Source organism: Paraburkholderia sp. MM5477-R1 (genome assembly GCF_050436385.1).
In the GTDB taxonomy this organism is placed as follows: Bacteria; Pseudomonadota; Gammaproteobacteria; order Burkholderiales; family Burkholderiaceae; genus Paraburkholderia; species Paraburkholderia tuberum.
Genome location: NZ_JBNDMC010000007.1, coordinates 1,180,875 through 1,204,584 on the forward strand (window position 1 = coordinate 1,180,875; position 23,710 = coordinate 1,204,584).

General features: G+C 66.2%; 20 protein-coding genes and 1 pseudogene. 15 read left to right on the plus strand and 6 right to left on the minus strand.

Going from position 1 to position 23,710, the window contains the following annotated elements; all coding sequences use genetic code 11:
• Window positions 1–127 precede the first annotated feature (127 nt).
• The 3 genes and pseudogenes from prfB to OKW35_RS34380 form a co-directional block, all read right to left on the minus strand.
• Window positions 128–1,233 (minus strand): annotated as a pseudogene (gene prfB, locus OKW35_RS34370) (peptide chain release factor 2).
• A gap of 109 nt (window positions 1,234–1,342) precedes the next feature.
• Complete coding sequence (recJ, locus tag OKW35_RS34375; protein WP_184057322.1) at window positions 1,343–3,049, minus strand: single-stranded-DNA-specific exonuclease RecJ; 1,707 nt, start codon at window positions 3,047–3,049, stop codon at window positions 1,343–1,345.
• A gap of 16 nt (window positions 3,050–3,065) precedes the next feature.
• Complete coding sequence (locus OKW35_RS34380; protein ID WP_429554418.1) at window positions 3,066–4,175, minus strand: regulator; 1,110 nt, start codon at window positions 4,173–4,175, stop codon at window positions 3,066–3,068.
• A gap of 306 nt (window positions 4,176–4,481) precedes the next feature.
• Between OKW35_RS34380 and OKW35_RS34385 the strand changes: the two genes are divergently transcribed.
• The 9 genes from OKW35_RS34385 to ftsB all read left to right on the plus strand — a co-directional run bounded on the left by OKW35_RS34385 (window position 4,482) and on the right by ftsB (window position 15,670).
• On the plus strand, window positions 4,482–5,735 hold the full coding sequence (locus OKW35_RS34385; protein ID WP_184048864.1) for a lipoprotein-releasing ABC transporter permease subunit: 1,254 nt from the start codon (window positions 4,482–4,484) through the stop codon (window positions 5,733–5,735).
• Window positions 5,736–5,766: 31 nt separating this feature from the next.
• The gene (gene lolD, locus OKW35_RS34390; RefSeq protein ID WP_409259237.1) at window positions 5,767–6,483 is read left to right on the plus strand and encodes a lipoprotein-releasing ABC transporter ATP-binding protein LolD; all 717 of its coding nucleotides are present in this window, start codon (window positions 5,767–5,769) and stop codon (window positions 6,481–6,483) included.
• A 55-nt stretch (window positions 6,484–6,538) separates the two neighbouring features.
• The gene (locus OKW35_RS34395) at window positions 6,539–7,327 is read left to right on the plus strand and encodes a TatD family hydrolase (RefSeq protein WP_184048870.1); all 789 of its coding nucleotides are present in this window, start codon (window positions 6,539–6,541) and stop codon (window positions 7,325–7,327) included.
• Window positions 7,328–7,442: 115 nt separating this feature from the next.
• Entirely contained in the window at window positions 7,443–10,094 is a 2,652-nt protein-coding gene (locus tag OKW35_RS34400) for a DNA internalization-related competence protein ComEC/Rec2 (RefSeq protein ID WP_429554419.1), read from the plus strand.
• Window positions 10,095–10,210: 116 nt separating this feature from the next.
• Window positions 10,211–11,014 (plus strand): alpha/beta fold hydrolase, encoded by an 804-nt coding sequence (locus OKW35_RS34405; protein ID WP_429405229.1) that lies wholly within the window; start codon window positions 10,211–10,213, stop codon window positions 11,012–11,014.
• 142 nt (window positions 11,015–11,156) lie between these two features.
• Window positions 11,157–12,818, plus strand: coding sequence for a CTP synthase (locus OKW35_RS34410; RefSeq protein ID WP_429554420.1), 1,662 nt, complete (start codon window positions 11,157–11,159; stop codon window positions 12,816–12,818).
• Entirely contained in the window at window positions 12,815–13,669 is an 855-nt protein-coding gene (kdsA, locus tag OKW35_RS34415) for a 3-deoxy-8-phosphooctulonate synthase (RefSeq protein ID WP_090800765.1), read from the plus strand. Before OKW35_RS34410 ends, kdsA begins: the two co-directional genes overlap by 4 nt.
• A 165-nt stretch (window positions 13,670–13,834) precedes the next feature.
• Window positions 13,835–15,118, plus strand: a complete 1,284-nt coding sequence (gene eno / locus OKW35_RS34420; RefSeq protein WP_018417543.1) for a phosphopyruvate hydratase — start codon at window positions 13,835–13,837, stop codon at window positions 15,116–15,118.
• Window positions 15,119–15,232: 114 nt separating this feature from the next.
• Complete coding sequence (ftsB, locus tag OKW35_RS34425) at window positions 15,233–15,670, plus strand: cell division protein FtsB (protein ID WP_090800763.1); 438 nt, start codon at window positions 15,233–15,235, stop codon at window positions 15,668–15,670.
• A 95-nt stretch (window positions 15,671–15,765) separates the two neighbouring features.
• Here ftsB and OKW35_RS34430 read toward each other — a convergent pair whose 3' ends face one another.
• The 3 genes from OKW35_RS34430 to OKW35_RS34440 all read right to left on the minus strand — a co-directional run bounded on the left by OKW35_RS34430 (window position 15,766) and on the right by OKW35_RS34440 (window position 17,865).
• Window positions 15,766–16,128 carry a hypothetical protein gene (locus OKW35_RS34430; RefSeq protein ID WP_090800761.1) on the minus strand — a complete coding sequence of 121 codons (363 nt, stop codon included), beginning with the start codon at window positions 16,126–16,128 and terminating at the stop codon, window positions 15,766–15,768.
• 198 nt (window positions 16,129–16,326) lie between these two features.
• Window positions 16,327–17,277, minus strand: coding sequence for an Hsp33 family molecular chaperone HslO (hslO, locus tag OKW35_RS34435; RefSeq protein ID WP_429355751.1), 951 nt, complete (start codon window positions 17,275–17,277; stop codon window positions 16,327–16,329).
• 63 nt (window positions 17,278–17,340) lie between these two features.
• A complete protein-coding gene (locus OKW35_RS34440) occupies window positions 17,341–17,865 on the minus strand; it encodes a gamma carbonic anhydrase family protein (RefSeq protein ID WP_184004143.1) in 525 nt (174 codons plus the stop codon).
• 279 nt (window positions 17,866–18,144) lie between these two features.
• Here OKW35_RS34440 and OKW35_RS34445 point away from each other — a divergent pair, with 279 nt between their 5' ends.
• The 6 genes from OKW35_RS34445 to OKW35_RS34470 all read left to right on the plus strand — a co-directional run bounded on the left by OKW35_RS34445 (window position 18,145) and on the right by OKW35_RS34470 (window position 23,690).
• On the plus strand, window positions 18,145–19,035 hold the full coding sequence (locus OKW35_RS34445) for a ferritin-like domain-containing protein (protein WP_429555111.1): 891 nt from the start codon (window positions 18,145–18,147) through the stop codon (window positions 19,033–19,035).
• Window positions 19,036–19,119: 84 nt separating this feature from the next.
• A complete protein-coding gene (locus OKW35_RS34450; RefSeq protein ID WP_429554421.1) occupies window positions 19,120–20,004 on the plus strand; it encodes an alpha/beta fold hydrolase in 885 nt (294 codons plus the stop codon).
• Window positions 20,005–20,182: 178 nt separating this feature from the next.
• Window positions 20,183–21,013, plus strand: coding sequence for a 3',5'-nucleoside bisphosphate phosphatase (locus OKW35_RS34455; RefSeq protein ID WP_184057307.1), 831 nt, complete (start codon window positions 20,183–20,185; stop codon window positions 21,011–21,013).
• Between the two features lie 113 nt (window positions 21,014–21,126).
• Window positions 21,127–21,762, plus strand: a complete 636-nt coding sequence (locus OKW35_RS34460) for an L-threonylcarbamoyladenylate synthase (protein ID WP_090800752.1) — start codon at window positions 21,127–21,129, stop codon at window positions 21,760–21,762.
• Between the two features lie 56 nt (window positions 21,763–21,818).
• Window positions 21,819–22,481, plus strand: a complete 663-nt coding sequence (locus OKW35_RS34465) for a site-2 protease family protein (RefSeq protein ID WP_090800750.1) — start codon at window positions 21,819–21,821, stop codon at window positions 22,479–22,481.
• Between the two features lie 6 nt (window positions 22,482–22,487).
• A complete protein-coding gene (locus OKW35_RS34470; protein ID WP_129959391.1) occupies window positions 22,488–23,690 on the plus strand; it encodes a tryptophan--tRNA ligase in 1,203 nt (400 codons plus the stop codon).
• Window positions 23,691–23,710: the final 20 nt, after the last annotated feature.

The window sequence follows — 23,710 nt, forward strand, 5'->3', positions numbered from 1 at the left end:
AAGCCAGTCAGTGTAAAAACCTCAGGCGGTACTGGAAAAACGGCGAATAAATAGCGTGGAAGCAACGCAAAAGCAGCAACGAAGAAGGTGCGGTCCCGATCGGTGAACGGGGCCGCGCCGTGCGCGCCTAGACGCCCTGTTTCAGGCTCGCGCTGATGAACGGATCGAGGTCACCGTCGAGCACGCTCTTCGTATTGCTGATTTCGACGTTGGTGCGCAGATCCTTGATGCGGCTGTTGTCGAGCACGTACGAGCGGATCTGATGGCCCCAACCCACATCGGTCTTGCCGGCTTCCAGCTTGTCCTGCTCGGCCTGACGCTTGCGGATTTCCGCTTCATACAGGCGCGATTTCAGCATCGCCATGGCTTCGGCGCGGTTGCGGTGCTGCGAGCGGTCGTTCTGGCACTGCACGACGATGCCCGACGGCATGTGCGTGATACGCACCGCGGAGTCGGTCTTGTTGATGTGCTGGCCGCCCGCGCCCGAAGCACGGTACGTGTCGATGCGCAGGTCGGCCGGGTTGATGTCGACTTCGATCGAGTCGTCGATTTCCGGGTACACGAACACCGACGAGAACGACGTGTGACGACCGCCCGACGAGTCGAACGGCGACTTGCGCACGAGCCGGTGCACGCCGGTTTTCGGTACGCAGGAAGCCGTACGCGTAGTCGCCTTCGATCTTGATCGTCGCGTTCTTGATGCCGGCGACGTCGCCTTCGGTCTGCTCGAGCACTTCGGTCTTGAAGCCCTTGCGCTCGCAATAACGCAGATACTGGCGCAGCAGCATCGACGCCCAGTCGCACGCCTCGGTGCCGCCGGCGCCGGCCTGGATGTCGAGAAAGGCGTTGTTGGGATCGGCCGGGTTCGCGAACATCCGGCGGAATTCCATGTCGGCGACGCGTGCCTCGATGGCCTGGGCGTCACCCTCGCAGGCGAGCAGCGTGTCGTCGTCGGCTTCTTCGCGTGCCATCTCGAACAGGTCTTGCGCGTCGCGCACGTCGTTCGCGATCGACGTGAGCTTGCCGACCGTGTCGTCGAGCAGCTTCTTTTCCTTACCGAGCGCCTGGGCGTGCTTCGAGTCGTTCCAGACGTCCGGGTCTTCGAGTTCCCGGTTGACTTCGATTAGACGCAGTGCTTTGTCGTCGTAGTCAAAGATACCCCCGTAGGTCGTCCGCGCGCTTGCGCAGGTCGGCCAGAGAGGCTTCGATCGCGTTGAGACGTTCCGCTTCCATGTCGATCTTCTATTCTGCGTAAAAAGCAGAAATTATAGCCGATCGGCACGCCGCGCCGGAGCCTCGCGGGCGATCTGGCGCGTGTTCGCGATTGATTTTGCGGAAGATTTCAGCTCACCGCGTGCTCGACGATCAGTTGCACGCGCGACACGCCGTTCCATGTATCGCTCGCGAGCCGATAGGCGACGGTGGTGCGCGCAGGCAGCGTCTCGGTGTGATTGAACCAGATCGCGTTGAAGCGCTGGCGGCCGCGCAGCAGTTGCAGCTTCAGGTGCTTGTCCTTCACCAACGCCTGCGAGGCGACCTCGAATTCGCCGGAGAACACCGGCGCCGGAAAACCCTGGCCCCAGACGGCCGCGTCGAGCATTTCGACGAATTGCGGCGTGAAGTACGCGTCTTCGAGCTCGCCGTCGGTTTCGATCGTGCGCGCGAGCGCCTGCGCGGACAGCCATTCGCGGCCGACCGCCTCGAACGCGGCGGTGAAGCGCGGCACGTCGGCGGCGGCGATCGTCAGGCCCGCGGCCATCGCGTGGCCGCCGAATTTGACGATCAGGTCCGGCTCGCGCTTCGAGATCAGATCGAGCGCGTCGCGCAGGTGGAAGCCCGCGATCGAGCGGCCCGAGCCCTTGACGAGCACGCCCGTATCGTCGGCCGGCGCGAACGTGAACGACGGGCGGTGGAACTTCTCTTTCAGCCGTCCCGCGACGATGCCGATCACGCCCTGATGCCAGCCCGGATTGAACAACGTGATCGTGGTCGCGCCGTCGGGATCGACCGTCGACAGGTCGTCCAGCGCCTGCTGCTGCATGCCCGCCTCGATTTCGCGGCGCTCGCGGTTCATCGTGTCGAGCTGCTGCGCGAGTTCCCATGCGCGGCCGACGTCGTCGGTGGTCAGGCATTCGATGCCGAGCGACATGTCCGACAGCCGTCCCGCCGCGTTCAGGCGCGGTCCCAGCGCGAAGCCGAGGTCGAAGCCGGAGGCGTTGCGCGCGTCGCGCGCGGCGGCGCGAAACAGCGCGGCGATGCCCGGCTGCATGCGGCCGCGGCGGATGCGCTGCAGACCTTGCGCGACCAGCACGCGGTTGTTGCCGTCGAGTTTGACGACATCGGCGACGGTGCCGAGTGCGACCAGATCGAGCAGGCCGTCGAGGCGCGGCTCGGGCAGCGCGTCGCCGAACGCCCCACGGCGGCGCAGTTCGGCGCGCAGCGCGAGCAGCACGTAGAACATCACGCCGACGCCGGCGAGGCACTTGCTCGGGAACGTGCAGCCCGGCTGATTCGGATTGACGATCGCCCGCGCGGCGGGCAGTTCGTCGCCGGGCAGGTGGTGGTCGGTGACGAGCACGTCGATGCCAAGGGCGTTGGCCGCTGCGACGCCGTCGACGCTCGCGATGCCGTTGTCGACGGTGATCAGCAGATCGGGCTTGCCGGCCGCGCTACGCACCGCCAGCTCGACGATGTCCGGCGTGAGCCCGTAGCCGTGCTCCATGCGGTTCGGCACCAGGTAGTCGATGCGCGCGCCGAACATGCGCAGCCCGCGCACCGCGACCGCGCAGGCGGTCGCGCCGTCGCAGTCGTAGTCCGCGACGACCAGCATGCGGCGCTGCTGCTGGAGCGCGTCGGCGAGCAGCGCGGCGGCCGCGTCGCAGCCCTTCAGTTCGGCTGGCGGCACGAGCCGCGCGAGGCCGGTTTCGACGTCCTCGGGCAGGCACACGCCGCGCGATGCGTACAGGCGCGCGAGCACCGGATGCAGGCCGCAGCGGGTCAACACTTCGGCGTCGACGGGGGAGCAGGGGCGCGTAACGATTCGGGTCATGCGGAAGGGCCGTGGATCATTCGATGAAAAGCGAGGCCAGCACGCGCCGCCGCCAGAATTTGCGCAGATCGCCGCGCGTGACCGTCAGCGTCACCGAGCCGGTGTCGCCGCACAGCGTGAGGCCGAGCTCGGCGAGTTCGCCCGACTGCAATGCCGCGAGCGCGGGCGCGAACCAGTCGGTCTGCAGCGCGGCGAATGCCTGGTTCCAGCGCGCCCAGTCCTGTTCGATGTAGGGCGCGGAGAAGGGGTCGAGTTCGACGAGCGTTGCGCCGCTGCCGTTGGCGGTACCGCGCAGCGCCGCGGCCAGTTCGCGATACGACGCCGGCGGCGCACCTGTCGCGACCCCCGCGCTGAGCGCGAGACCGCGCGTTGCGGCGGCATCGGACAGCACCTGCGCGAACGGACTGCGCACGCTCCGCGCGACGCCTTGCGCGTGAAACCAGATCGAGTTGACGGCCGGCAGCCCGCGCGCCTCCCGCGCTTCGTTGACCGGATGCTCGAACCACGCCATCTGCACTTCGTTCTGCAGCTTCATCCACGCGCGAGAGCGTTCGCCGGAATGCGCTTCGTGCGGCAACCAGATCTCGATGTTGCGGCCGCTCGCGCGCAACGGCGACGCGCCCGCGAGCGAGCCGAAAGCGTCGCTCGACAGATACCAGCGGATTGGCTTGGGCGCCTCGATGCGCACGCCGAGTTCCTCGATCAGCGGACGCGCAAGCGCGAGCAGCGTGCTCGCTTCGTCGTCCGACAGGTTGAGCGACGCCGGGTCGATCAGCACCAGATGGTCGTGCGCGATGTGCACGTGTACCGGCTGCACGCAGGCCCACGTCGCGTTGCCGGGTTCGCCGCCGTCGGCGCGCAGCATGTAGGGCGCGAGCGGGGCTTCGTCGGCGGCGGCCGAGGCGCCGTCGGGCAGCGCGCCGAATTGTCGCGCGACCCAGCGCTCGTGCGGCAGCGTGCGCTGAAAATCCTCGCCGATCACGCGTTCGATCAGCGTCGCGCGCGCGATCAGCCTGTCGAGAGCGGGGCACTGGATGTCGTGAAGCGCGGTGGAGGCGTCGGCCGCGGCAGGCAGCGCGAAGGGCAGCAGAAGATGGAGGCGGTCGGCAGGCATGATGCTGCGCATTGTAGGGCAAACGGTGCGAGTATTTCGACGAAGCGCGGCCGGTTCGTCGATGGCGCGGCCAAGGCACGTCCTTTGCGCGAGCCGGCGGCATTGTGTGGCAAACTTCGCGCTTGATCGCTGGACCCGGCAGGGTGGCGCACCGCGGCGCCGCGCCTCTATGCGCCGGCAGAGCCGCACAGCGGCCGGGCGCGCGAGGAACGATCCGCGCCGCCGCGAGCCCAACGATCACGACGTTCGGGCCGCACGGCGGACGCTCGATGTCCGCCGGTCCCGACATACAGTCGAAGAACGCACAAAAGGATTCGCTTGAAATTTCCCTACGAATGGCAGATTGGCTGGCGCTACACACGCGCCGGCAAACGCACGACCGGTAACGGCTTCATTTCGTTCATCGCGCTGGTGTCGATGTCGGGCATCGCGCTTGGCGTCGCGGCGCTGATCGTCGTGTTGTCGGTGATGAACGGCTTTCAGAAAGAGGTGCGCGACCGCATGCTGTCGGTGCTCGCGCACGTCGAGATCTTTTCGCCGACCGGTTCGATGCCCGACTGGCAACTGACCGCGAAGGAGGCGCGCCAGAACAAGGAGGTGATCGGCGCGGCGCCCTACGTCGAGGCCCAGGCGCTGCTGACGCGCCAGGACGCGGTGAGCGGCGTCGCGTTGCGTGGCATCGAGCCGACGCTCGAGCCTGAAGTGTCCGACATCGGCAAGGAAATGAAAGGCGGCAAGCTGGCCGACCTCGTGCCCGGCGGCTTCGGCATCGTGCTCGGCGCCGATCTGGCGGCCAATCTCGGCGTGCAACTGAACGACAAGATCACGCTCGTCGCGCCCGAAGGCACGATCACGCCGGCCGGCATGCTGCCGCGCCTGAAGCAGTTCACGGTGGTCGGCATCTTCGAGTCGGGCCATTACGAATACGACAGCACGCTCGCGCTGATCAACATCAAGGACGCACAGGCGCTGTTCCGGCTGCCCGCACCGACCGGCGTGCGGCTGCGCCTCACCGACATGCAGCGCGCGCCGGAAGTCGCGCATCAGCTCGCGCGCACGCTGTCGGGCGATCTGTACATCCGCGACTGGACCCAGCAGAACAAGACCTGGTTCTCGGCGGTGCAGATCGAGAAGCGCATGATGTTCATCATCCTGACGCTGATCATTGCGGTGGCCGCGTTCAATCTGGTGTCGTCGCTGGTGATGACGGTGACCAACAAGCAGGCCGATATCGCGATCCTGCGCACGCTCGGCGCGCAGCCCGGCTCGATCATGAAGATCTTCGTCGTGCAGGGCGTGACGATCGGCTTCATCGGCACGGCGACCGGCGTCGTGCTCGGCTGTCTGATCGCGTGGAGCATTCCGTGGCTCGTGCCGATGATCGAGCATCTGCTCGGCGTGCAATTCCTGCCGCCGTCGGTGTACTTCATCAGCGAGCTGCCGTCGGAGCTGGTTCCGGCGGACGTCGCGCGCATCGGCATCATCGCGTTCGTGCTGTCGGCGCTCGCGACGCTCTATCCGAGCTGGCGCGGCGCGAAGGTCCGTCCGGCGGAGGCGCTGCGCTATGAATGACCGCCTCGTCCATCCCTCAACCGATTCATCCATGACCGCTCAGGACTCCGCGTCGCATCCGTTCGTGCTCGAAGCCACCGGCATTTCCAAAGCGTTCGTGCAGGGCGGGCTGAACGTGCAGGTGCTCAACAATGCGCAACTCGCCGTGCGGCGCGGCGAGAAGCTCGCGATCGTCGGCGCGTCGGGCTCCGGCAAGAGCACGCTGCTGCACGTGCTCGGCGGTCTCGACGATCCGAGCACGGGCCACGTGTCGGTGCTCGGCAAGCCGTTCACGAAACTCTCCGAGCGCGAGCGCAACGTCCTGCGCAATCGCGCGCTCGGTTTCGTGTATCAGTTTCACCATCTGCTGCCGGAGTTTTCCGCCCTCGATAACGTCGCGATGCCGCTGCGGATTCGTCGCGAGACGACCGAAGTCGCGCGCCGCGAGGCCATGGCGGTGCTGGAGCGCGTCGGCATGGGGCATCGCGCGAAGCATCGGCCGGGCGAGCTGTCGGGCGGCGAGCGTCAGCGTGTCGCGATCGCGCGTGCGCTCGTCACGAAGCCCGCCTGCGTGCTCGCCGACGAGCCGACCGGTAACCTTGACGGCGGCACCGCCGACACGGTTTTCAACCTGATGCTCGAACTGTCGCGCACGCTCGAGACGAGCTTCGTGATCGTCACGCACGACCCGGAACTGGCGGGCCGCTGTGATCGCATCATGCGGTTGCGCGACGGCGTGCTGCACGAAGAGCCGCCGGTGCCGGTCTGAGTGCGGGCCGCCTTCGGGCCGCCTTCGGTCCGTCCTCTTGCCAGCGAGATAACCCATGTGGATCGATACGCACTGCCATCTCGACGCTTCGGAGTTCGACGCCGACCGTGATGCGGTTGCGGCGTCCGCGCGCCATGCGGGGGTGTCGCGCATCGTGATTCCGGCGATCGGGCGACAGAACTTCACGGCGGTGCGCGAGCTCGCGCATCGCGTCGACGGCGGCGCGTACGCGCTCGGCATTCATCCGCTGTTCACGCCGCACGCCGTCGATGCCGACCTCGACCTGTTGCGCATGGAGATCGAGGCGAGTCTCGACGATCCGCGCTTCGTCGGCATCGGCGAGATCGGGCTCGACTATTTCGTCGACGGCCTCGACGATGCGCGCCAGCAGTTTTTCTACAACGGCCAGTTGCAGCTCGCGCGCGAATTCGATTTGCCGGTCATCTGCCATGTGCGCAAATCGCAGGATCAGGTGATCAAAGGGCTGCGCAGGCATCAGATTCATCGCGGCATCGCGCACGCGTTCAATGGCAGTTTCCAGCAGGCGCAGGCGTACATCGATCAGGGCATGCATCTTGGGTTCGGCGGCAACCTCACGTTCGAGCGCGCCCGGCAGATCCGGCGACTCGCCGAACAGCTGCCGTTCGATGCGCTGGTCGTCGAGACCGACGCGCCGGACATCGCGCCGTCGTGGATGTACAGGCAGCGCAATTCACCCGAGCAGATTCCGGCGATCGGCGCGAGCCTCGCGCGACTGCGCGGTGTCACTTCCGACGCAGCCGCCCTTGGCACAACGGCTAACGCGCTCGCCGCGCTGCCGCGACTCGCGCTTTCCTCTGCATAATCGATTCCGTTGATCGAAAGGGTTCGCGTCGGGCGATCCCCACGCCCGGCGGGCTTGCTGCTGCCCGTTCGCTGGCGCGGTGACGAGGCCCGGCACCAGCGGGTACGGAGGGCGGATGAGGGCGGTCTGGTGTGGATTTGCGTTGGGCGTGGTCTGGCTGCAGCGACAGGCGGTGTTGCCGGATACAGGCGCATGGTGCGCGTTGATACTGCTCGGCTGCACGGCGGCCGGCGTTGCGGTGTGGGGTTTGCGTGGCGGCGGAGCGGCTGCGGCGGCGGGTATGACAGGTGCGGCAGGTGCGGCCGGTGCGGCGCTCCAGCGCGAACACGAGCGGGGCTTCTCGCACCAGCTCGCTAGCCGCGTATGGCGCGACGCTCGCATGCGGCGGGTGGCCGGTTGGGGCGCGTTGTGGTGCGCGGCGATCTGCGTCGGCTTCGGCTACGCGGCCGTGCGCGCGCAAACGCGGCTCGCGGTGAGCCTGGCGCACGAGTGGGAGGGGCGCGATATCGAGGTGGTCGGCACGATCAAGGGATTGCCGACGCGTGACGACAAAGGCGCGCGCTTCCTGTTCGACGTCGATACGAACGGTGCGCGGCTCGCCGCTTTCCCGCGCGTGATCCAGCTAGCCTGGATCGCGCGCGGCGCCGCGACGCCGCGGCTCGAACCGGGCGAACGCTGGCGTCTGACCGTGCGCCTGAAGCGCCCGCACGGCAACGCGAATTTCGGCGTGCGCGATGCAGAGGCGAGTCTGCTCGCGCGCAACGTCCGCGCGACCGGCTACGTGAGCGTGCCGGACCATGCGCGGCGCCTGACCGGTCACGCGCGCGGGCTCGCCGTGCTGGTCGACCGCTGGCGCGCCGGGTTGCGTGCGCGTATCGACGCGGTGCTTGCCGATGCGCCGCATCGCGGCATCGTCGTCGCGCTCGCGATCGGCGCGCAGGACGAAGTGAGCCCCGCCGACTGGCAATTGATGCGCGGCACCGGCACGAGTCATCTGGTGGCGATTTCGGGCTTGCATCTCGGCTTGGTCGCGGCGCTGACCGGCTGGCTCGCGGCGGCAATCTGGAGACGGTCGGGGTGGCTCGGCCGCAACTGGCCGCTGCGCTTGCCCGCGCAGCTCGTCGGCGTGACGGCGGGTGCGATGTTCGCCGCACTGCATGCCGCGCTCGCGGGCTTCAACGTGCCAGCGCAACGCGCGCTGTGGATGGCCGCGCTCGTCGCGCTGGCGTTCGTCGGCGGCCGGCAGCTAGCGCGCTCCACGGTGCTCGCGTGGGCGCTCGGGCTCGTGCTGCTGGTCGATCCGTGGGCGGTCGTGTCGGCCGGATTCTGGCTGTCGTTTTGCGCAGTCGGCGCGATCCTGTTCGCGATGTCGGGGCGGCCGCGCGTGCGGGTTCCACTGGCGTCCCGTCATCATGAAGACGAGGAGGGCAGCGCGGCGCGTCCCGTATCGATCCGGCGTCTGCGCGCGCTCGCCGAACGGTTGCGCAGCGCCGCTCACGCGCAGGTCGCGGTGACGGTCGCGCTGGCGCCGCTGACCGCCTACTGGTTCGCGCAAATTCCGCTCGCCGGTCCGCTCGCGAACGCGTTCGCGATTCCCTGGGTGAGCCTGCTCGTCACGCCGACGGTGCTCGCGGGCGTCGCATTGCCCGCGCCGCTCGACGCGTTCGCGTGGCGCGCCGCGCACACGCTGCTCGATGGTCTCGCGGCCGGCCTGCAACTGGCGTCGGGACCGCGCTGGACGCTGTGGTGGCTGCCGCAGCCGCATGCGTGGGCGCTGGCCGCGGCGGCGCTCGGTGTGCTGTGGTGTCTCGCGCCGCGCGGCTGGCCCCTGCGCTGGGCGGCGCCGCTGTCGTGGCTGCCGCTGCTGATGCCCAGCGCAAGCGGCGCACTCGCCGAGCCATCGGGCGCGTTCCGTCTGACTGCGCTCGATGTCGGGCAGGGCTCGTCGGTGCTCGTGCAGACCGCGCATCACGCCTTGCTGTTCGATGCGGGTCCCGGTCCGGAATCGAGCCACGCTGGCGAGCGCGTGGTGGTGCCGTTCCTGCGGGCGCAAGGCGTGACGACGCTCGATACGCTGATGATCAGTCACGCTGATTCGGATCATGCGGGCGGCGCCCCTGCCGTTTTCGATGCGATCGAGGTGCGTCAGCTGGTGGCTGCTCTGGCGCCGGACAATCCGCTGTGGCCGAAGGCAAAACAGCATGGCACGCAGACGCTGCCGTGCATGGCGGGGCAGCGCTGGCAGTGGGATGGTGTTGAGTTCGCCGTGCTGTGGCCTGACGTCGGGGCACTCACGGGCAAGGCGAACGAGCATTGCTGCGTGTTGAGGGTCAGCACGTTGCCGCCCACCAACGCAAGCCAGGCGGCGGCGTTCGTCGGTGCGAACGCGCCGCGTTTCACGGCCCTGCTGACCGCCGACATCGAAGCGCCGACCGAACGCGCGCTGCTCGCGCGCGATCCCGCTATGCTGCGCGCGCAAGTGTTGATGGTGCCGCATCATGGCAGCAAAACGTCGTCGACCGAGCCGTTCCTCGACTCTATCGATCCGTCCATCGCGTTATTTCAGGTAGGCTACGAGAATCGCTTCCATCATCCGAATGCGGGCGTGTTCGCGCGCTACGCGGCGCGTCATATCGAACTCGGGCGCAGCGATCGCGATGGCGCCGTGAGGGTCGACGTCGATCCGGGCGCGCGCGGTGAGGAGGGCGCCGCGCTCACGCTCGAGCGCTATCGGGACACGCAGCGCCGCTACTGGATGGAGCCCTGAGCGCGTCGCGGCCCGATGAGCGCAACAGCGCAGACAACAGGCGCAAGCAGCGGTATAAGCAGCGGCACAGGCAAAGCACCGCCCACGCGTAAAAAACACAACGGAGATCGCCGCAGTTGAAAAACATCATCCATTTCACGCATGCGAACGGCTTTCCGGCCTCGACTTACCGGACGATCTTCGCCGAGCTCTCCGACGACTACGACGTGCGCTCGATCGAGCGGATCGGCCATGATCCGCGCTTTCCGGTCACGCAGGACTGGCCCCATCTGGTCGAGCAACTGCTTGACGACATCGCCCGCAAGTACGAGCAGCCGGTGTGGCTCGTCGGGCATTCGCTCGGCGGTTATCTGTCGCTGATGGCGGCGCTGAAAAAGCCGCAGTGGGTGAGGGGCGTCGTGATGCTCGACTCGCCGGTGATCGCCGGCTGGCGCAGCAGCATGCTGCGCGTGTCGCAATGGACCGGGCTCGACGAGCGGCTGTCGCCCGCCGCCGCGACGCGCAAGCGGCGCACGCAATGGACGAGCCGTGACGAAGCATGGCGGCACTTCCATTCGAAGCCCGCGTTCGCGCGCTGGGACGAGCGCATGCTGTCCGACTACATCGACTTCGGCATTCCGCAGAGTTCGCCCGACGGCACCCGGGTGCTCGCGTTCGATCGTCGCATCGAATACCAGATCTACCGGACGCTGCCGCATACGCTCGGCGCGCGGCTCGCGCGCGGCGCGCCGGTGCCGGTCGGGTTCATCGCCGGGACACGCTCGAAGGAAATCCGCCAGGCCGGGCTCGACGCGACGCGACGCGCGACCGGCGGCCATGTCGAGTGGATCGAGGGCAGCCATCTGTATCCGATGGAAAAGCCGATCGAAACCGCGCGCGCGGTGCAACGCATGCTGCGTGAGCTGGAGCGAACCGCCTGACGTGCTGCGCGCACGAAGCGGGCCCCAAACCGCTGCGCCGGCTGCCACGCGAGGCGGCCTCGGCACGCGTGGGTCGGCCGTTTTTTGCTGGGTCGGGACCATCCTTTACGGTATAATCCGTTTTTCCCGCGAGCATCCAGCGATGACCAAATATGTTTTCGTCACCGGCGGCGTAGTATCTTCCCTCGGCAAGGGTATTGCCGCCGCTTCCCTCGCCGCGATCCTCGAATCGCGCGGTCTTAAAGTCACCCTCCTCAAACTCGATCCCTACATCAACGTCGACCCCGGCACGATGAGCCCGTTTCAGCACGGCGAAGTGTTCGTGACGGAAGACGGAGCGGAAACCGACCTCGACCTCGGCCACTACGAGCGCTTCATCAGCACGAAGATGCGCAAGGCCAACAACTTCACCACGGGCCAGATTTACGAGTCGGTAATCCGCAAGGAACGCCGCGGCGATTATCTCGGCAAGACCGTGCAGGTCATCCCGCACATCACGAACGAAATCCAGGCATTCGTCGAGCGCGGCGCAGCGTCTGCGACGTGCGGCGAGCCGGATGTCGCGATCGTCGAAGTGGGTGGCACGGTGGGTGACATCGAATCGCTGCCGTTCCTCGAAGCCGCGCGCCAGATGAGCCTGCGCCTCGGCCGCAACAGCGCGTGCTTCGTGCACCTGACACTGGTGCCCTGGGTCGCCACGGCCGGCGAACTCAAAACCAAGCCGACCCAGCACAGCGTGCAGAAGCTGCGCGAAATCGGCATTTCGCCGCACGTGCTGCTGTGCCGTGCCGACCGCCGCATTCCGGACGACGAGCGCGCGAAGATCTCGCTGTTCTCGAACGTGCCCGAAGACGCGGTGATTTCCGTGTGGGACGCGGACAGCATCTACAAGATTCCGCAGATGCTGCACGACCAGGGTCTCGACGCGATCATCTGCGAAGAGCTGAAGCTCACGCCGAGGGCGGCGGACCTGTCCATGTGGTCGGACCTCGTCGAGAAGCTGCAGAACCCGAAGCACGAAGTGACGATCGGCATGGTCGGCAAGTACGTCGATCTGACCGAGTCGTACAAGTCGCTGATCGAAGCGCTGCGTCATGCGTCGATGCATACGTCGACGCGCGTGAACATCGAGTACATCGACTCCGAAGAGATCGAAACGCAAGGCGTCGGGAGCCTCAAGCATCTCGACGCGGTGCTCGTGCCGGGCGGCTTCGGCCGTCGCGGCACCGAAGGCAAGATCGCCGCGATCCGTTATGCGCGCGAAGCGAACGTGCCGTATCTCGGCATCTGCCTCGGCATGCAGCTCGCCGTGATCGAATTCGCCCGCGACGTCGTCGGCCTGAAGGACGCGAACAGCACCGAATTCGATCAGGAAACGAAGAACCGCGTGGTCGCGCTGATCACCGAGTGGTACGACCGCGAAGGCCGCGTCGAGAAGCGTACCGAAGAGTCGGATCTCGGCGGCACGATGCGCCTCGGCTCGCAGCGCTGTCCGATCAAGCCCGGCACGCTCGCCGAAGAGATCTACGGCACCGATGTGAACGAACGCCACCGTCACCGTTATGAGGTGAATAACCGTTTCGTGCCCCAGCTCGAAGGCGGTGGCCTCATCATTAGCGCCCGTACCCCGAGCGAGGATTTGCCGGAAATGATGGAGCTGCCGCGCAGCATGCACCCGTGGTTCGTCGGCGTCCAGTTCCACCCTGAATTCACGTCTACGCCGCGTGACGGTCATCCGCTGTTCAAGTCGTTCGTCGAAGCGGCGCTCGCGCATCAGCAGTCGAGGGTCGAGGAGAAAGCATGAAACTGGGCGATTTCGACGTCGGGCTCGACAAGCCGTTTTTCCTGATCGCCGGTACCTGTGTCGTCGAATCCGAACAGATGACGATCGACACGGCCGGCCGCCTGAAGGAAATCTGCGCGAAGCTGAACATTCCGTTCATCTACAAATCGTCGTACGACAAGGCCAATCGCAGCAGCGGCAAGTCGTTTCGCGGTCTGGGCATGGACGAAGGTCTGCGCATCCTGTCGGAAGTGAAGCGCCAGCTCGGTCTGCCGGTGCTGACCGACGTGCACGCCGAACACGAGATCGAGCAGGTGGCGTCGGTCGTCGACGTGCTGCAAACGCCCGCGTTCCTGTGCCGTCAGACCGACTTCATCCACGCGTGCGCGCGCTCGGGCAAGCCGGTCAACATCAAGAAGGGCCAATTTCTCGCGCCGCACGACATGAAGAACGTGATCGACAAGGCGCGCGACGCCGCGCGTGAAGCGGGTCTGTCCGAAGACCGCTTCATGGCGTGCGAGCGCGGCGTGTCGTTCGGCTATAACAACCTCGTGTCGGACATGCGTTCGCTCGCGATCATGCGCGAGACCAACGCGCCGGTCGTGTTCGACGCGACGCATTCGGTGCAGTTGCCGGGCGGTCAGGGCACGAGCTCGGGCGGCCAGCGCGAATTCGTGCCGGTGCTCGCGCGCGCCGCGGTCGCGGTCGGCGTCGCCGGTCTGTTCATGGAAACGCACCCGAATCCGGCGCAAGCGAAGTCTGACGGGCCGAACGCGGTGCCGCTCAATCGCATGGCCGACCTGCTCGAGACGCTCGTCACGCTCGACCGGGCCGTCAAGCGCGGGCCGTTCCTCGAAAGCGATTTCAACTGATTCAGGTGTGCGCCGCGTGTCACGATTGCCCTCGATAATCGACCCGCGGCGTTTTCGCATAATGGTCGTTGAACGTATCGGCGCGCGAGCTGTTTGTCGGGGAGACCGGCAGGTGCGCAATGCAAGGCCACAGTAAAGAATTCAACGTCATCCTTTGAGGAAACCATGAGTGCTATCGTAGACATCATCGGTCGAGAGATTCTCGATTCGCGAGGCAACCCCACCGTCGAATGCGACGTGCTGCTCGAGTCGGGCACGATGGGGCGCGCGGCCGTGCCGTCGGGCGCGTCGACCGGCTCGCGCGAAGCGATCGAACTGCGCGACGGCGAAGCCGGCCGCTACGGCGGCAAGGGTGTGCTGAAGGCCGTCGAGCACATCAACACGGAAATCTCCGAAGCGATCATGGGTCTCGACGCTTCCGAGCAGGCGTTCCTCGACAAGACGCTGCTCGAGCTCGACGGCACCGACAACAAGTCGCGCCTCGGCGCGAACGCGATGCTGGCCGTGTCGATGGCCGTCGCGAAGGCCGCGGCTGAGGAGGCCGGTCTGCCGCTGTACCGCTACTTCGGCGGCTCGGGCGCCATGCAACTGCCGGTGCCGATGATGAACATCGTCAACGGCGGCGCGCATGCGAACAACAGCCTGGACATCCAGGAATTCATGATCGTGCCGGTCAGCCAGCCGAGCTTCCGCGAAGCACTGCGCTGCGGCGCCGAAGTGTTCCACGCGCTGAAGAAGATCCTGTCGGACCGCGGCATGAGCACGGCAGTCGGCGACGAAGGCGGCTTCGCACCGAACTTCGGCAGCAACGAGGAATGCCTGTCCACTATTTTGCAAGCCATCGAGAAAGCAGGCTACCGCGCCGGTGAAGACGTGCTGCTCGCGCTCGACTGCGCGGCGAGCGAGTTCTACCACGACGGCAAGTACCAGCTCGCGGGCGAAGGCCTGCAGCTGTCGTCGACGGAATTCGCGGACTACCTCGCGAACCTCGCCGACAAGTTCCCGATCGTGTCGATCGAAGACGGCATGCACGAGGGCGACTGGGAAGGCTGGAAGACGCTGACCGACAAGCTCGGCAACAAGGTCCAGCTGGTCGGCGACGACCTGTTCGTGACGAACACGCGCATCCTGAAGGAAGGCATCGAGAAGGGCATCGCGAACTCGATCCTGATCAAGATCAACCAGATCGGCACGCTGACGGAAACCTTCGCGGCGATCGAAATGGCCAAGCGCGCGGGCTACACGGCGGTGATTTCGCACCGTTCGGGCGAAACTGAAGACTCGACGATCGCGGACATCGCCGTCGGTCTGAACGCCGGCCAGATCAAGACAGGTTCGCTGTCGCGTTCCGACCGCATCTCGAAGTACAACCAGCTGCTGCGTATCGAGGAAGATCTCGGCGATATCGCGAGCTACCCGGGCAAGTCGGCCTTCTACAATCTGCGCTAAGCGGTCTTCGCCAGATTGTTCACGCCGATCGATGAGCCGGTTATCCTTCGTTTCTGATTGACCTCGCCGCCCTGCGTATAGCGCAGGGCGGCGCGTATTTATTGTGCTTACTTCATGCGGCTTGTCACTGCTGTCCTGATCGTTCTGCTGGCGTTGATCCAGTACCCGCTCTGGTGGGGGCACGGCGGCTGGCTGCGCGTGCATGAGTTGCAGGGACAACTCGCGCAGCAACTGCAGAAGAATGCCGACGCGAAGCTGCGCAACGAGCGCATCCAGGGCGAAGTGCAGGACCTGCAGAATGGCACGGCCGCGGTCGAAGAGCGGGCGCGCTACGAAATGGGCATGGTCAAGGACGGCGAAGTGTTCGTGCAGTTCGTGTCGCCGAACCAGCCGTTGCCGTTGGCGAATACGCCGTCGGCGAACACCTCGACACGCGGTGAGGTGTCGGCCGCGCCGCTGCATGTGGTGCCGAATCCGGAGTCGCGCGCGAAGCCGGATCGCAAGCATGGCGGGAAGGCAGCGGCTGCGAAGGAGAAGAAGCCGGTGCACTGAGGTTCGATATTTCGCATCGGCCTCGCAGGAAGGCGCAAAAAAAGCGCGGTTCATCCTGAACCGCGCTTTTTTGTTTTTATGCTGCCGTGTTCGCCCTACCAGCCCCAATACGGCCCGAACCCGACGCCGATCCCGGTTCCCCAGCCACGTCCCCAGCCGCCGCTCGAGAAGCCCGCGGAAAACCTCACGGGCGGCGAACGCGAGTAGTAGCGCGACCAGGCTTGCGCGGCGGCGTCCGCGGCCATCGTCTGATTCTGTTCGAACATGACCTGTTGCTCGATCGCGTCATAGCGCGCGCGTTCCTCCGGTGTCAGCGTCTGCGTATGACTGATGGCTTCGGCCTGATCGGGCGGCAGACGGCTCAGAATCGGCGCTGGGCCACGCGGATCGATCGAGCAGCCGGCCAGCACCGCGCTGCCCGTGAGGACGGCAAGGATCAACGAAAGCGTGTGCTTCATGGTCGAATCTCCATCGGTCCGAGGCTCGAGCAAGCGTCTTCCAACGCGCAGTACCGCATCCTTCGAAAGTATCAACGCCGCGCTCAAAAGCAACGCGCCGCCCGAGCCGTGACGAGGCATGGGGCGGCGCGGTCAGGACTTGCGTTGAAGAGCCCGATCAGTTCACGGGCACGTACTCCGCTTCGGCGAAAGCGCGGTCTAGTGCCGTTGCGCGGCCGCCGGCGTCACACCCTGTGAGAGTCCGCCGGCCACGAAAAGTTGCGCGACGTCGACCGGGTCGAACTCGTAGCGCTGATTACAAAACTCGCAGTGAATCTCGACGTGGCCGCGTTCCTCGATCACGCTGTCGACTTCATCGCGGCCAAGCATCTTCAGCATCGCGCCGACTTTTTCGCGCGAGCACGTGCATTCGAAGCGCGCGGTAACCGGCTCGAAATGCTGGACGTTTTCCTGCCAGAACAGGCGTCGGAACACCGTCTCAGGTTCTTCCTTCAGCAGCTCGTCGTGCGACAGCGTGCCGCCGAGCGTGCACACGCGTTCCCACGTATCCGCGTCGAGCTCGCCCGGATGCGGGACGATGCCGCCGTCGCCCGGCAGTTTCTGCAGCAGCATGCCGACCGCGCGCTCGGTGTTCGCCGCGAGCCACATGCGCGTGTCGAGCTGCTCGGAGTGATGCATATAGTGCTCGAGCACCTCGGCGATCGACTTCAGCGCTCCGTCCACGCCCGACAGCGGCACGATACTCTGGTACGGCTGCTGGCCGGGCTGCTTGGCGGTCGGGTCGAGCGTGATCACGCAGCGGCCGTAGCCGCTCGCGTTCACCAGATCGATGAGCGAGGTCGTGTCGTCGATCGTATGGGCGGCTTCGCCGGACAGCTTCGCGGTGGCGCGCATCGTCAGGTTCGAGCTGCACTGCACGACCAGCATCTTGACCGGGCCATCGCCGAAAATCTGCATGACGAGCGTGCCGTCGAACTTCAGGTTCGCCGACAGCAGCGCGCACGCGGCCATCATTTCGCCCAGAATCGTTCGCACGGGCGCCGGATAATCGCGGCGCATCAGCACGTCCTGCCAGGTATTGCGCAGGGAAACGATCTCGCCGCGCACCGGCGCCGCGCTGAACATGAATTTTTGCAACTGGTCGCTCACAACTTTTCCTCACTGGAATGACGCGGCATGACGCCGCGCCTTTGCGCACCGCGCGCCGGCCGTCTAGCCGATGCGTACGAGCTGCGCCTTGAAATACTCGCGGCGCCCGGCATAGCTTGCCGCGCCGCGCTGCATGTTGGCGATATCCGCTTCCGTCAGTTCGCGTACCGCCTTCGCGGGCGCGCCGAGGATCAGCGTATTGTCGGGAAACACCTTGCCCTCGGTGACGATGGCGCCCGCTCCGACCAGACAGTTGCGGCCGATCACCGCGCCATTCAAGACCACCGCCTGAATTCCGATCAACGCGCCTTCCTTGATCGTGCAGCCGTGCAGCATCGCCTGATGGCCGATCGTCACGTTCGACTCGACCGTCAGCGGATAGCCGGGGTCGGTGTGCAGCACCGCGCTTTCCTGCACGTTGCTGCCGGCGCCGATCGTGATCGGCTCGTTGTCGCCGCGCAGTGTCGCGCCGAACCACACGCTCGCGTTCTCCTCGAGCGTTACGTTGCCGATGATGTTCGCCGAATCCGCGACGAACACGCTTTCATGAATGATCGGGGCGGCTTCGCCCAGCTTGTAAATCGTCACAATGTCTCCTGGTTGGTCAGAGCCGGGCCTTCGGTGACTCCGATCCTGTTCACGATGATGGTCTGATCGGTTGCCACGCATGGGCGGGGCGGCGCGCAGCCGGCGCGGCGCGAGGTTGGCGGTCTTGCGTCGCCAACTGACGGGCGTGCCCGAAAGCGCGCCGGTTGGTCGAATCGGGTATTGTAAACGGTTGTGTGCATGAGCCGCTTGGCCGCTCGCGCGCGGCTCAGCCGCCGTCTGTCCGCCGTGTTTACCGCTTCCAACGCCGATCCGTTTGTCATGACGTCCGCCGCTTCGCCCGTTTCTGTCGCTTCTCGCGCATCGAATTCTCACGACGAGCCGCCGTGCGCGCGCCGCGCCGCGCTCGCGGCGTTGCGCGAGCGGGATCCGGCCGCGAAGGCCGCGGCGGCCACCGAGTTGTACGCTGCGGTACTCGACGGTCGCGCGCTCTGTGACTCCGGCCTCGATCTCGCCGAGCCCGCTGGCCTGCCGGGCCGCCCCGAACGGCCCGAACTGGTCGAACCGCGCCAACTCGGTCGACGCAGCATGCAGTCGCCGCAGGGCCGCGCGGTGCTGCTCCACGCGCTCGCGCACATCGAGTTCAATGCGATCAATCTGGCGCTCGACGCCATCTGGCGTTTCCCCGGCATGCCCGCCGGGTTCTATACCGACTGGCTCAAAGTCGCCGCCGAAGAGGCGTATCACTACTCGCTGCTCGCCGCGCGTCTCGCCGAATATGGCCACGCGTACGGCGACTTCCCGGCGCACGGCGGCCTATGGGACATGTGCGAGCGCACCCGTGGCGACGTGCTCGCGCGCATGGCGCTCGTGCCGCGTACGCTCGAAGCGCGCGGCCTCGACGCGTCGCCGCCGATCCGCGCGCGTCTGCAGCAGGCCGGCGATCACGCGTCGGCGGCGATTCTCGACGTGATCCTGCGCGATGAAATCGGCCACGTGCTGATCGGCAACCGCTGGTTCCGTCACCTGTGCGACGCGGACGGCCTCGATCCGCACCACACCTATCTGCGTCTCGCCGACCAGTATCACGCGCCGAAACTGCGTGGCCCGTTCAATTTCGAAGCGCGCCGCGACGCTGGTTTCGACGACGCCGAACTCGCCGCGCTCGCGAGTCAGGATGCGCAGCAAGCCATGCAGGCAACGGACGACTGAGCATCGCGTCAATAAACCGTTACCACTTCTTGCGCCGCTGTTCCTATAATCGAACGACCATTCTTTTTTACGGGTGCGCCGTTCATGAATACATCCCGCTCTGAGTTCGTTGCCGCGCGCGGCGTCCGGCTGCACGTGCGGCGCTGGGGCCATCCCGATGCGCGGATACTGTTCATGCTGCACGGCTGGATGGACGTCGGCGCGTCGTTCCAGTTCGTCGTCGATGCGCTCGGTGGCGACTGGCAGGTGATCGCGCCCGACATGCGCGGCTTCGGTCTGTCCGACTGGCCGGTCGCCGAGCGCGGCGGCGGCAGCTACTGGGTGCAGGACTATCTCGGCGATCTCGACGCGCTGATCGACCACTGCGCGCCCGACGGCCAGGTGAACCTCGTCGGTCACAGCATGGGCGCGAACGTCGTGTGCCTGTATGCGGGCGTGCGGCCGCAGCGGGTACGGCGCGTGGTCGATCTGGAAGGCTTCGGGCTCGCGCCATCGCATTCGGCGCAGGCGCCGAAGCGCCTGCTCAATTGGCTCGACGAATTGCGCGATCCACCGCAGCTCAAGCGCTACGCGTCGCTCGACGAGGTCGCCGCCCGCCTGATCAAAACCAATCCGCGCCTCGTTCCGCGGCGTGCGCAGTTTCTCGCGCAGCACTGGTCGAAGCCGGATGGCGAAGGGCGCTTCATGCTGCTCGCCGATCCGGCGCACAAGGTCCGCGGCCCGACGCTGTATCGCCTCGACGAGGTGATGGCGGTATGGCGTAAGGTCAGCGCGAAGGTGCTGCACGTCGAGGCCGCCGGCTCGCCGACGCTCGCGCAGATCGCCGGCGACATTCCGCTCGACGAATTCAAGGCGCGTTTCCAGGCGTTTCCCGATTGGCGCGAGAAGATCATCGACGGCGCGGGGCACATGGTGCATCACGACCAGCCGGAGCAGATCGCCGCGTTGATCGAGGGGTTCTGCGCCTGACACCGCGCCTGAAGCTACGTTTGAAACGGCGCTCGTGGGTCGCCCGGAGGTCGCGGGATCGGCGCTGACTGGTCTTGACCTCGCGGCACGCCGGCAACCGGCACTGGCGTCGCGAGATACCCCTGCGGCCCCTTACTGCATTGCAGTAAAATGACCGCAGAACCCTTCCAGGACCACGATGAACGCCGATCTTCACTGCCACTCCACCGTTTCCGACGGCCAGTTCGCGCCGGCCGACGTCGCGCGCCGCGCGCACGCTAACGGCGTGACGCTGTGGGCGCTCACCGATCACGACGAAGTGGGCGGCCAGCACGAGGCGCGCACCGCGGCCGAGGCTCTCGGCATGGATTACCTGAGCGGCGTCGAGATTTCGGTCACGTGGGCGGGGCGCACCGTGCACATCGTCGGACTCGGCATCGATCCGGGCAGCCAGATCCTGATCGACGGTCTCGCCCGCACGCGCGACGGCCGCGCCGCGCGCGCCGAAGCAATCGGCGAGCAACTGGCCACGCTCGGCATTCCAGACGCGTACGAGGGCGCGCTGCATTACGTATCGAATCCCGACATGATGTCGCGCACGCATTTCGCGCGCTTCCTGGTCGAGCACGGCCACTGCGCAAACACCCAGGAAGTGTTCGACCGCTATCTCGGCGACGGCAAGCCGGCTTACGTCGCGCACCGCTGGGCCAGGCTCGCCGACGCACTCGGCTGGATCCAGGCCGCGGGCGGCGTCGCGATCGTCGCGCATCCCGGTCGTTACGCATATTCGCAACTCGAATTCGACGCGTTCTTTGGCGAATTCATCGACCTCGGCGGCGAGGCGATCGAGGTCGTGACCGGCAGCCACACGCCCGACCAGTACCGCGAATATGCGGACGTCGCGCGTCGCTATGGCTTCGAGGCCTCGCGCGGTTCGGACTTCCATGCGCCTGGCGAAGGCCGCATCGAACTCGGTGCACTGCCGCCGCTACCCGCCGATCTGAAGCCCGTTTGGGAACGCTGGCTGTGACCGCGCGCCGTGCCGGAGCGGCACGGCGCGCGCGCGGGCCGGCTGGATGCGGCACGCGCTCTGCTCGCCGCAGCCCATCCGCCGCAGTTCGTCTGCCGCCATCGTGAGTCTCCATGTCCCAATACTTTCGGCTTCACCCCGACAATCCGCAACCGCGTCTCGTCAAGCAGGCCGTGCAGATCATCAACGGCGGCGGCGTGGTCGCCTTGCCGACCGATTCGACCTACGCGCTCGCCTGCCGTCTCGACGACAAGGATGCGGTCGAACGCCTGCGGCGCATCCGCGGACTCGACGAAAAGCAACTACTGTCGCTGCTCGTGCGTGATCTGTCGGAGCTCGCCAATTTTGCTATGGTGGACAACTGGCAGTACAGGCTCCTTAAGTCGGTGACCCCGGGTCCGTACGTGTTCGTGCTGCAGGCCACCAAGGAAGTGCCGCGGCGCGTGTCGCATCCGTCGCGCAAGACGATCGGCCTGCGCGTGCCGGATCACGCGATCACGCTCGCGATTCTCGAGGAGCTTGGCCAGCCGCTGCTCGGCTCGACACTGATCATGCCCGGCGAAACCGAGCCGCTGAACGACCCCGAGGAAATCCGCGCGCGGCTCGAAAAGCAGCTCGATCTGGTGATCGACGGCGGCGCGTGCGTGTGCGAGCCGTCCACCGTGATCGATCTGACCGGCTCGGAGCCGGTGCTGGTGCGGGCAGGGCGCGGCTCGCTCGCGCCGTTCGGTCTCGAGGAAACGGCGTGAGCGTCGTGAGCGAAAGCGGACAGACACGCGCGAGCGCATTGTTACAATAGCGAGCTATGGATTCTTCCCTGATACAGACGATTGCGGTGTACGCGCTGCCGGTGATCTTCGCGATTACGCTGCACGAGGCTGCGCACGGCTACGTCGCGCGCTGGCTCGGCGACAACACCGCGTACGTGCTCGGCCGCGTGTCGCTGAACCCGATGCGGCACATCGATCCGCTCGGCACGATTGCCATTCCGCTGCTGCTGTACTTCGCGACGAGCGGCGCGTTCGTGTTCGGCTATGCGAAGCCGGTGCCGGTCGCGTTCGGCAATCTGCGCAACCCGCGCTGGGGCAGCCTATGGGTCGCGGCGGCCGGGCCCATGTGCAATTTCATCCAGGCGCTGTTCTGGGGCGTGTTCGGCGTTGCGCTCGCGGGGCTCAATGTCAACGAACCGTTTTTCACGCGCATGGCGGGCGCGGGCGTCGGCGTCAATCTCGTGCTCGGCGTGCTGAACCTGTTTCCGCTGCCGCCGCTCGATGGCGGCCGCGTGGTGATGGCCCTGTTGCCGCCGAAGCAATCGATCGCGTTGTCGCGGCTCGAGCCGTACGGCTTTTTCATCGTGATGGCGCTGGTGATGACGGGTACGCTCACGCGTTTCTGGTTGAGGCCACTCGTGACGCTCGGGTATAGCGCGATCACCGCAATTCTGACTCCACTTGTTTCGCTTTTCTAAATAACCATGTTCCCAGACCGTATCTTCTCCGGCATGCGGCCCACCGGGTCGCTGCACCTCGGCCACTATCACGGCGTGCTGAAAAACTGGGTGCGGCTGCAGTCCGAATACCCGTGCTTCTTCTGCGTGGTCGACTGGCACGCACTGACGACGCACTACGAAACGCCCGAAGTGATCGAAAAGAACGTGTGGGACGTGCTGATCGACTGGCTCGCTTCCGGCATCGATCCGGCGCAGGCGACGCTGTTCATCCAGAGCAAGGTGCCCGAGCATGCCGAGCTGGCGCTGCTGCTCGGCATGAGCACGCCGCTCGGCTGGCTCGAACGCGTGCCGACCTACAAGGAGCAGATGGAAAAGCTGAAGGACAAGGACCTGTCCACCTACGGCTTCCTCGGCTATCCGGTGCTGATGGCGGCGGACATTCTGCTGTATCGCGGCTCGCTCGTGCCGGTCGGTGAAGACCAGGTGCCGCACGTCGAGATGACGCGCGAAATCGCCCGTCGTTTCAACTACCTGTACGGCCGTGAGCCGGGCTTCGAGGAGAAGGCGAACGAAGCCGCGAAGAAGCTCGGCGGCAAGCGCTCGAAGCTGTATCACGAGTTGCGCAACGCGTATCAGCAGGAAGGCGACGACGAAGCGCTCGAACGCGCGCGGGCGATGCTGCAGGAATCGCAAAGCCTGTCGATGAGCGATCGCGAGCGCCTGTTCGGCTATCTCGAAGGTTCGCGCAAGATCATCCTCGTCGAGCCGCAGGCGATGCTGACCGAGGCGTCGCGCATGCCGGGTCTCGACGGCCAGAAGATGTCGAAGTCGTACGGCAACACGATCGGCCTGCGCGAAGACGCGGAAACCATCACGAAGAAGGTCCGCACGATGCCGACCGACCCCGCGCGCGTGCGCCGCACCGATCCGGGCGACCCTGACAAGTGTCCGGTGTGGCAGTTGCATCAGGTCTATACCGACGAAGCGACCCACGAGTGGGTGCAGAAGGGCTGCCGCTCGGCAGGCATCGGTTGCCTCGATTGCAAGCAGCCGGTCGTCGAAGGGATTCTGCGCGAGCAGCAGCCGATGCTCGAGCGCGCGCAGAAGTACATGGACGACCCGTCGCTGTTGCGCGCGATCGTCGCCGATGGCTGCGACAAGGCACGCCGGTTCGCGACCGAAACGATGCGCGACGTCCGTGAGGCGATGGGGCTGTCGTACAGCTGATGCACACCCGACGCGCCGCG

Coding starts and splice junctions, on each gene's coding strand:
- OKW35_RS34380 (WP_429554418.1), bottom strand. CDS start 4,175: ATGCGCAGCATCATGCCTGCCGACCGCCTCCATCTTCTGCTGCCCTTC.
- OKW35_RS34455 (WP_184057307.1), top strand. CDS start 20,183: ATGAACGCCGATCTTCACTGCCACTCCACCGTTTCCGACGGCCAGTTC.
- recJ (WP_184057322.1), bottom strand. CDS start 3,049: ATGACCCGAATCGTTACGCGCCCCTGCTCCCCCGTCGACGCCGAAGTG.
- OKW35_RS34450 (WP_429554421.1), top strand. CDS start 19,120: ATGAATACATCCCGCTCTGAGTTCGTTGCCGCGCGCGGCGTCCGGCTG.
- OKW35_RS34445 (WP_429555111.1), top strand. CDS start 18,145: ATGACGTCCGCCGCTTCGCCCGTTTCTGTCGCTTCTCGCGCATCGAAT.
- OKW35_RS34395 (WP_184048870.1), top strand. CDS start 6,539: ATGTGGATCGATACGCACTGCCATCTCGACGCTTCGGAGTTCGACGCC.
- lolD (WP_409259237.1), top strand. CDS start 5,767: ATGACCGCTCAGGACTCCGCGTCGCATCCGTTCGTGCTCGAAGCCACC.
- kdsA (WP_090800765.1), top strand. CDS start 12,815: ATGAAACTGGGCGATTTCGACGTCGGGCTCGACAAGCCGTTTTTCCTG.
- OKW35_RS34410 (WP_429554420.1), top strand. CDS start 11,157: ATGACCAAATATGTTTTCGTCACCGGCGGCGTAGTATCTTCCCTCGGC.
- eno (WP_018417543.1), top strand. CDS start 13,835: ATGAGTGCTATCGTAGACATCATCGGTCGAGAGATTCTCGATTCGCGA.
- OKW35_RS34460 (WP_090800752.1), top strand. CDS start 21,127: ATGTCCCAATACTTTCGGCTTCACCCCGACAATCCGCAACCGCGTCTC.
- ftsB (WP_090800763.1), top strand. CDS start 15,233: ATGCGGCTTGTCACTGCTGTCCTGATCGTTCTGCTGGCGTTGATCCAG.
- OKW35_RS34430 (WP_090800761.1), bottom strand. CDS start 16,128: ATGAAGCACACGCTTTCGTTGATCCTTGCCGTCCTCACGGGCAGCGCG.
- OKW35_RS34470 (WP_129959391.1), top strand. CDS start 22,488: ATGTTCCCAGACCGTATCTTCTCCGGCATGCGGCCCACCGGGTCGCTG.
- OKW35_RS34400 (WP_429554419.1), top strand. CDS start 7,443: ATGAGGGCGGTCTGGTGTGGATTTGCGTTGGGCGTGGTCTGGCTGCAG.
- OKW35_RS34465 (WP_090800750.1), top strand. CDS start 21,819: ATGGATTCTTCCCTGATACAGACGATTGCGGTGTACGCGCTGCCGGTG.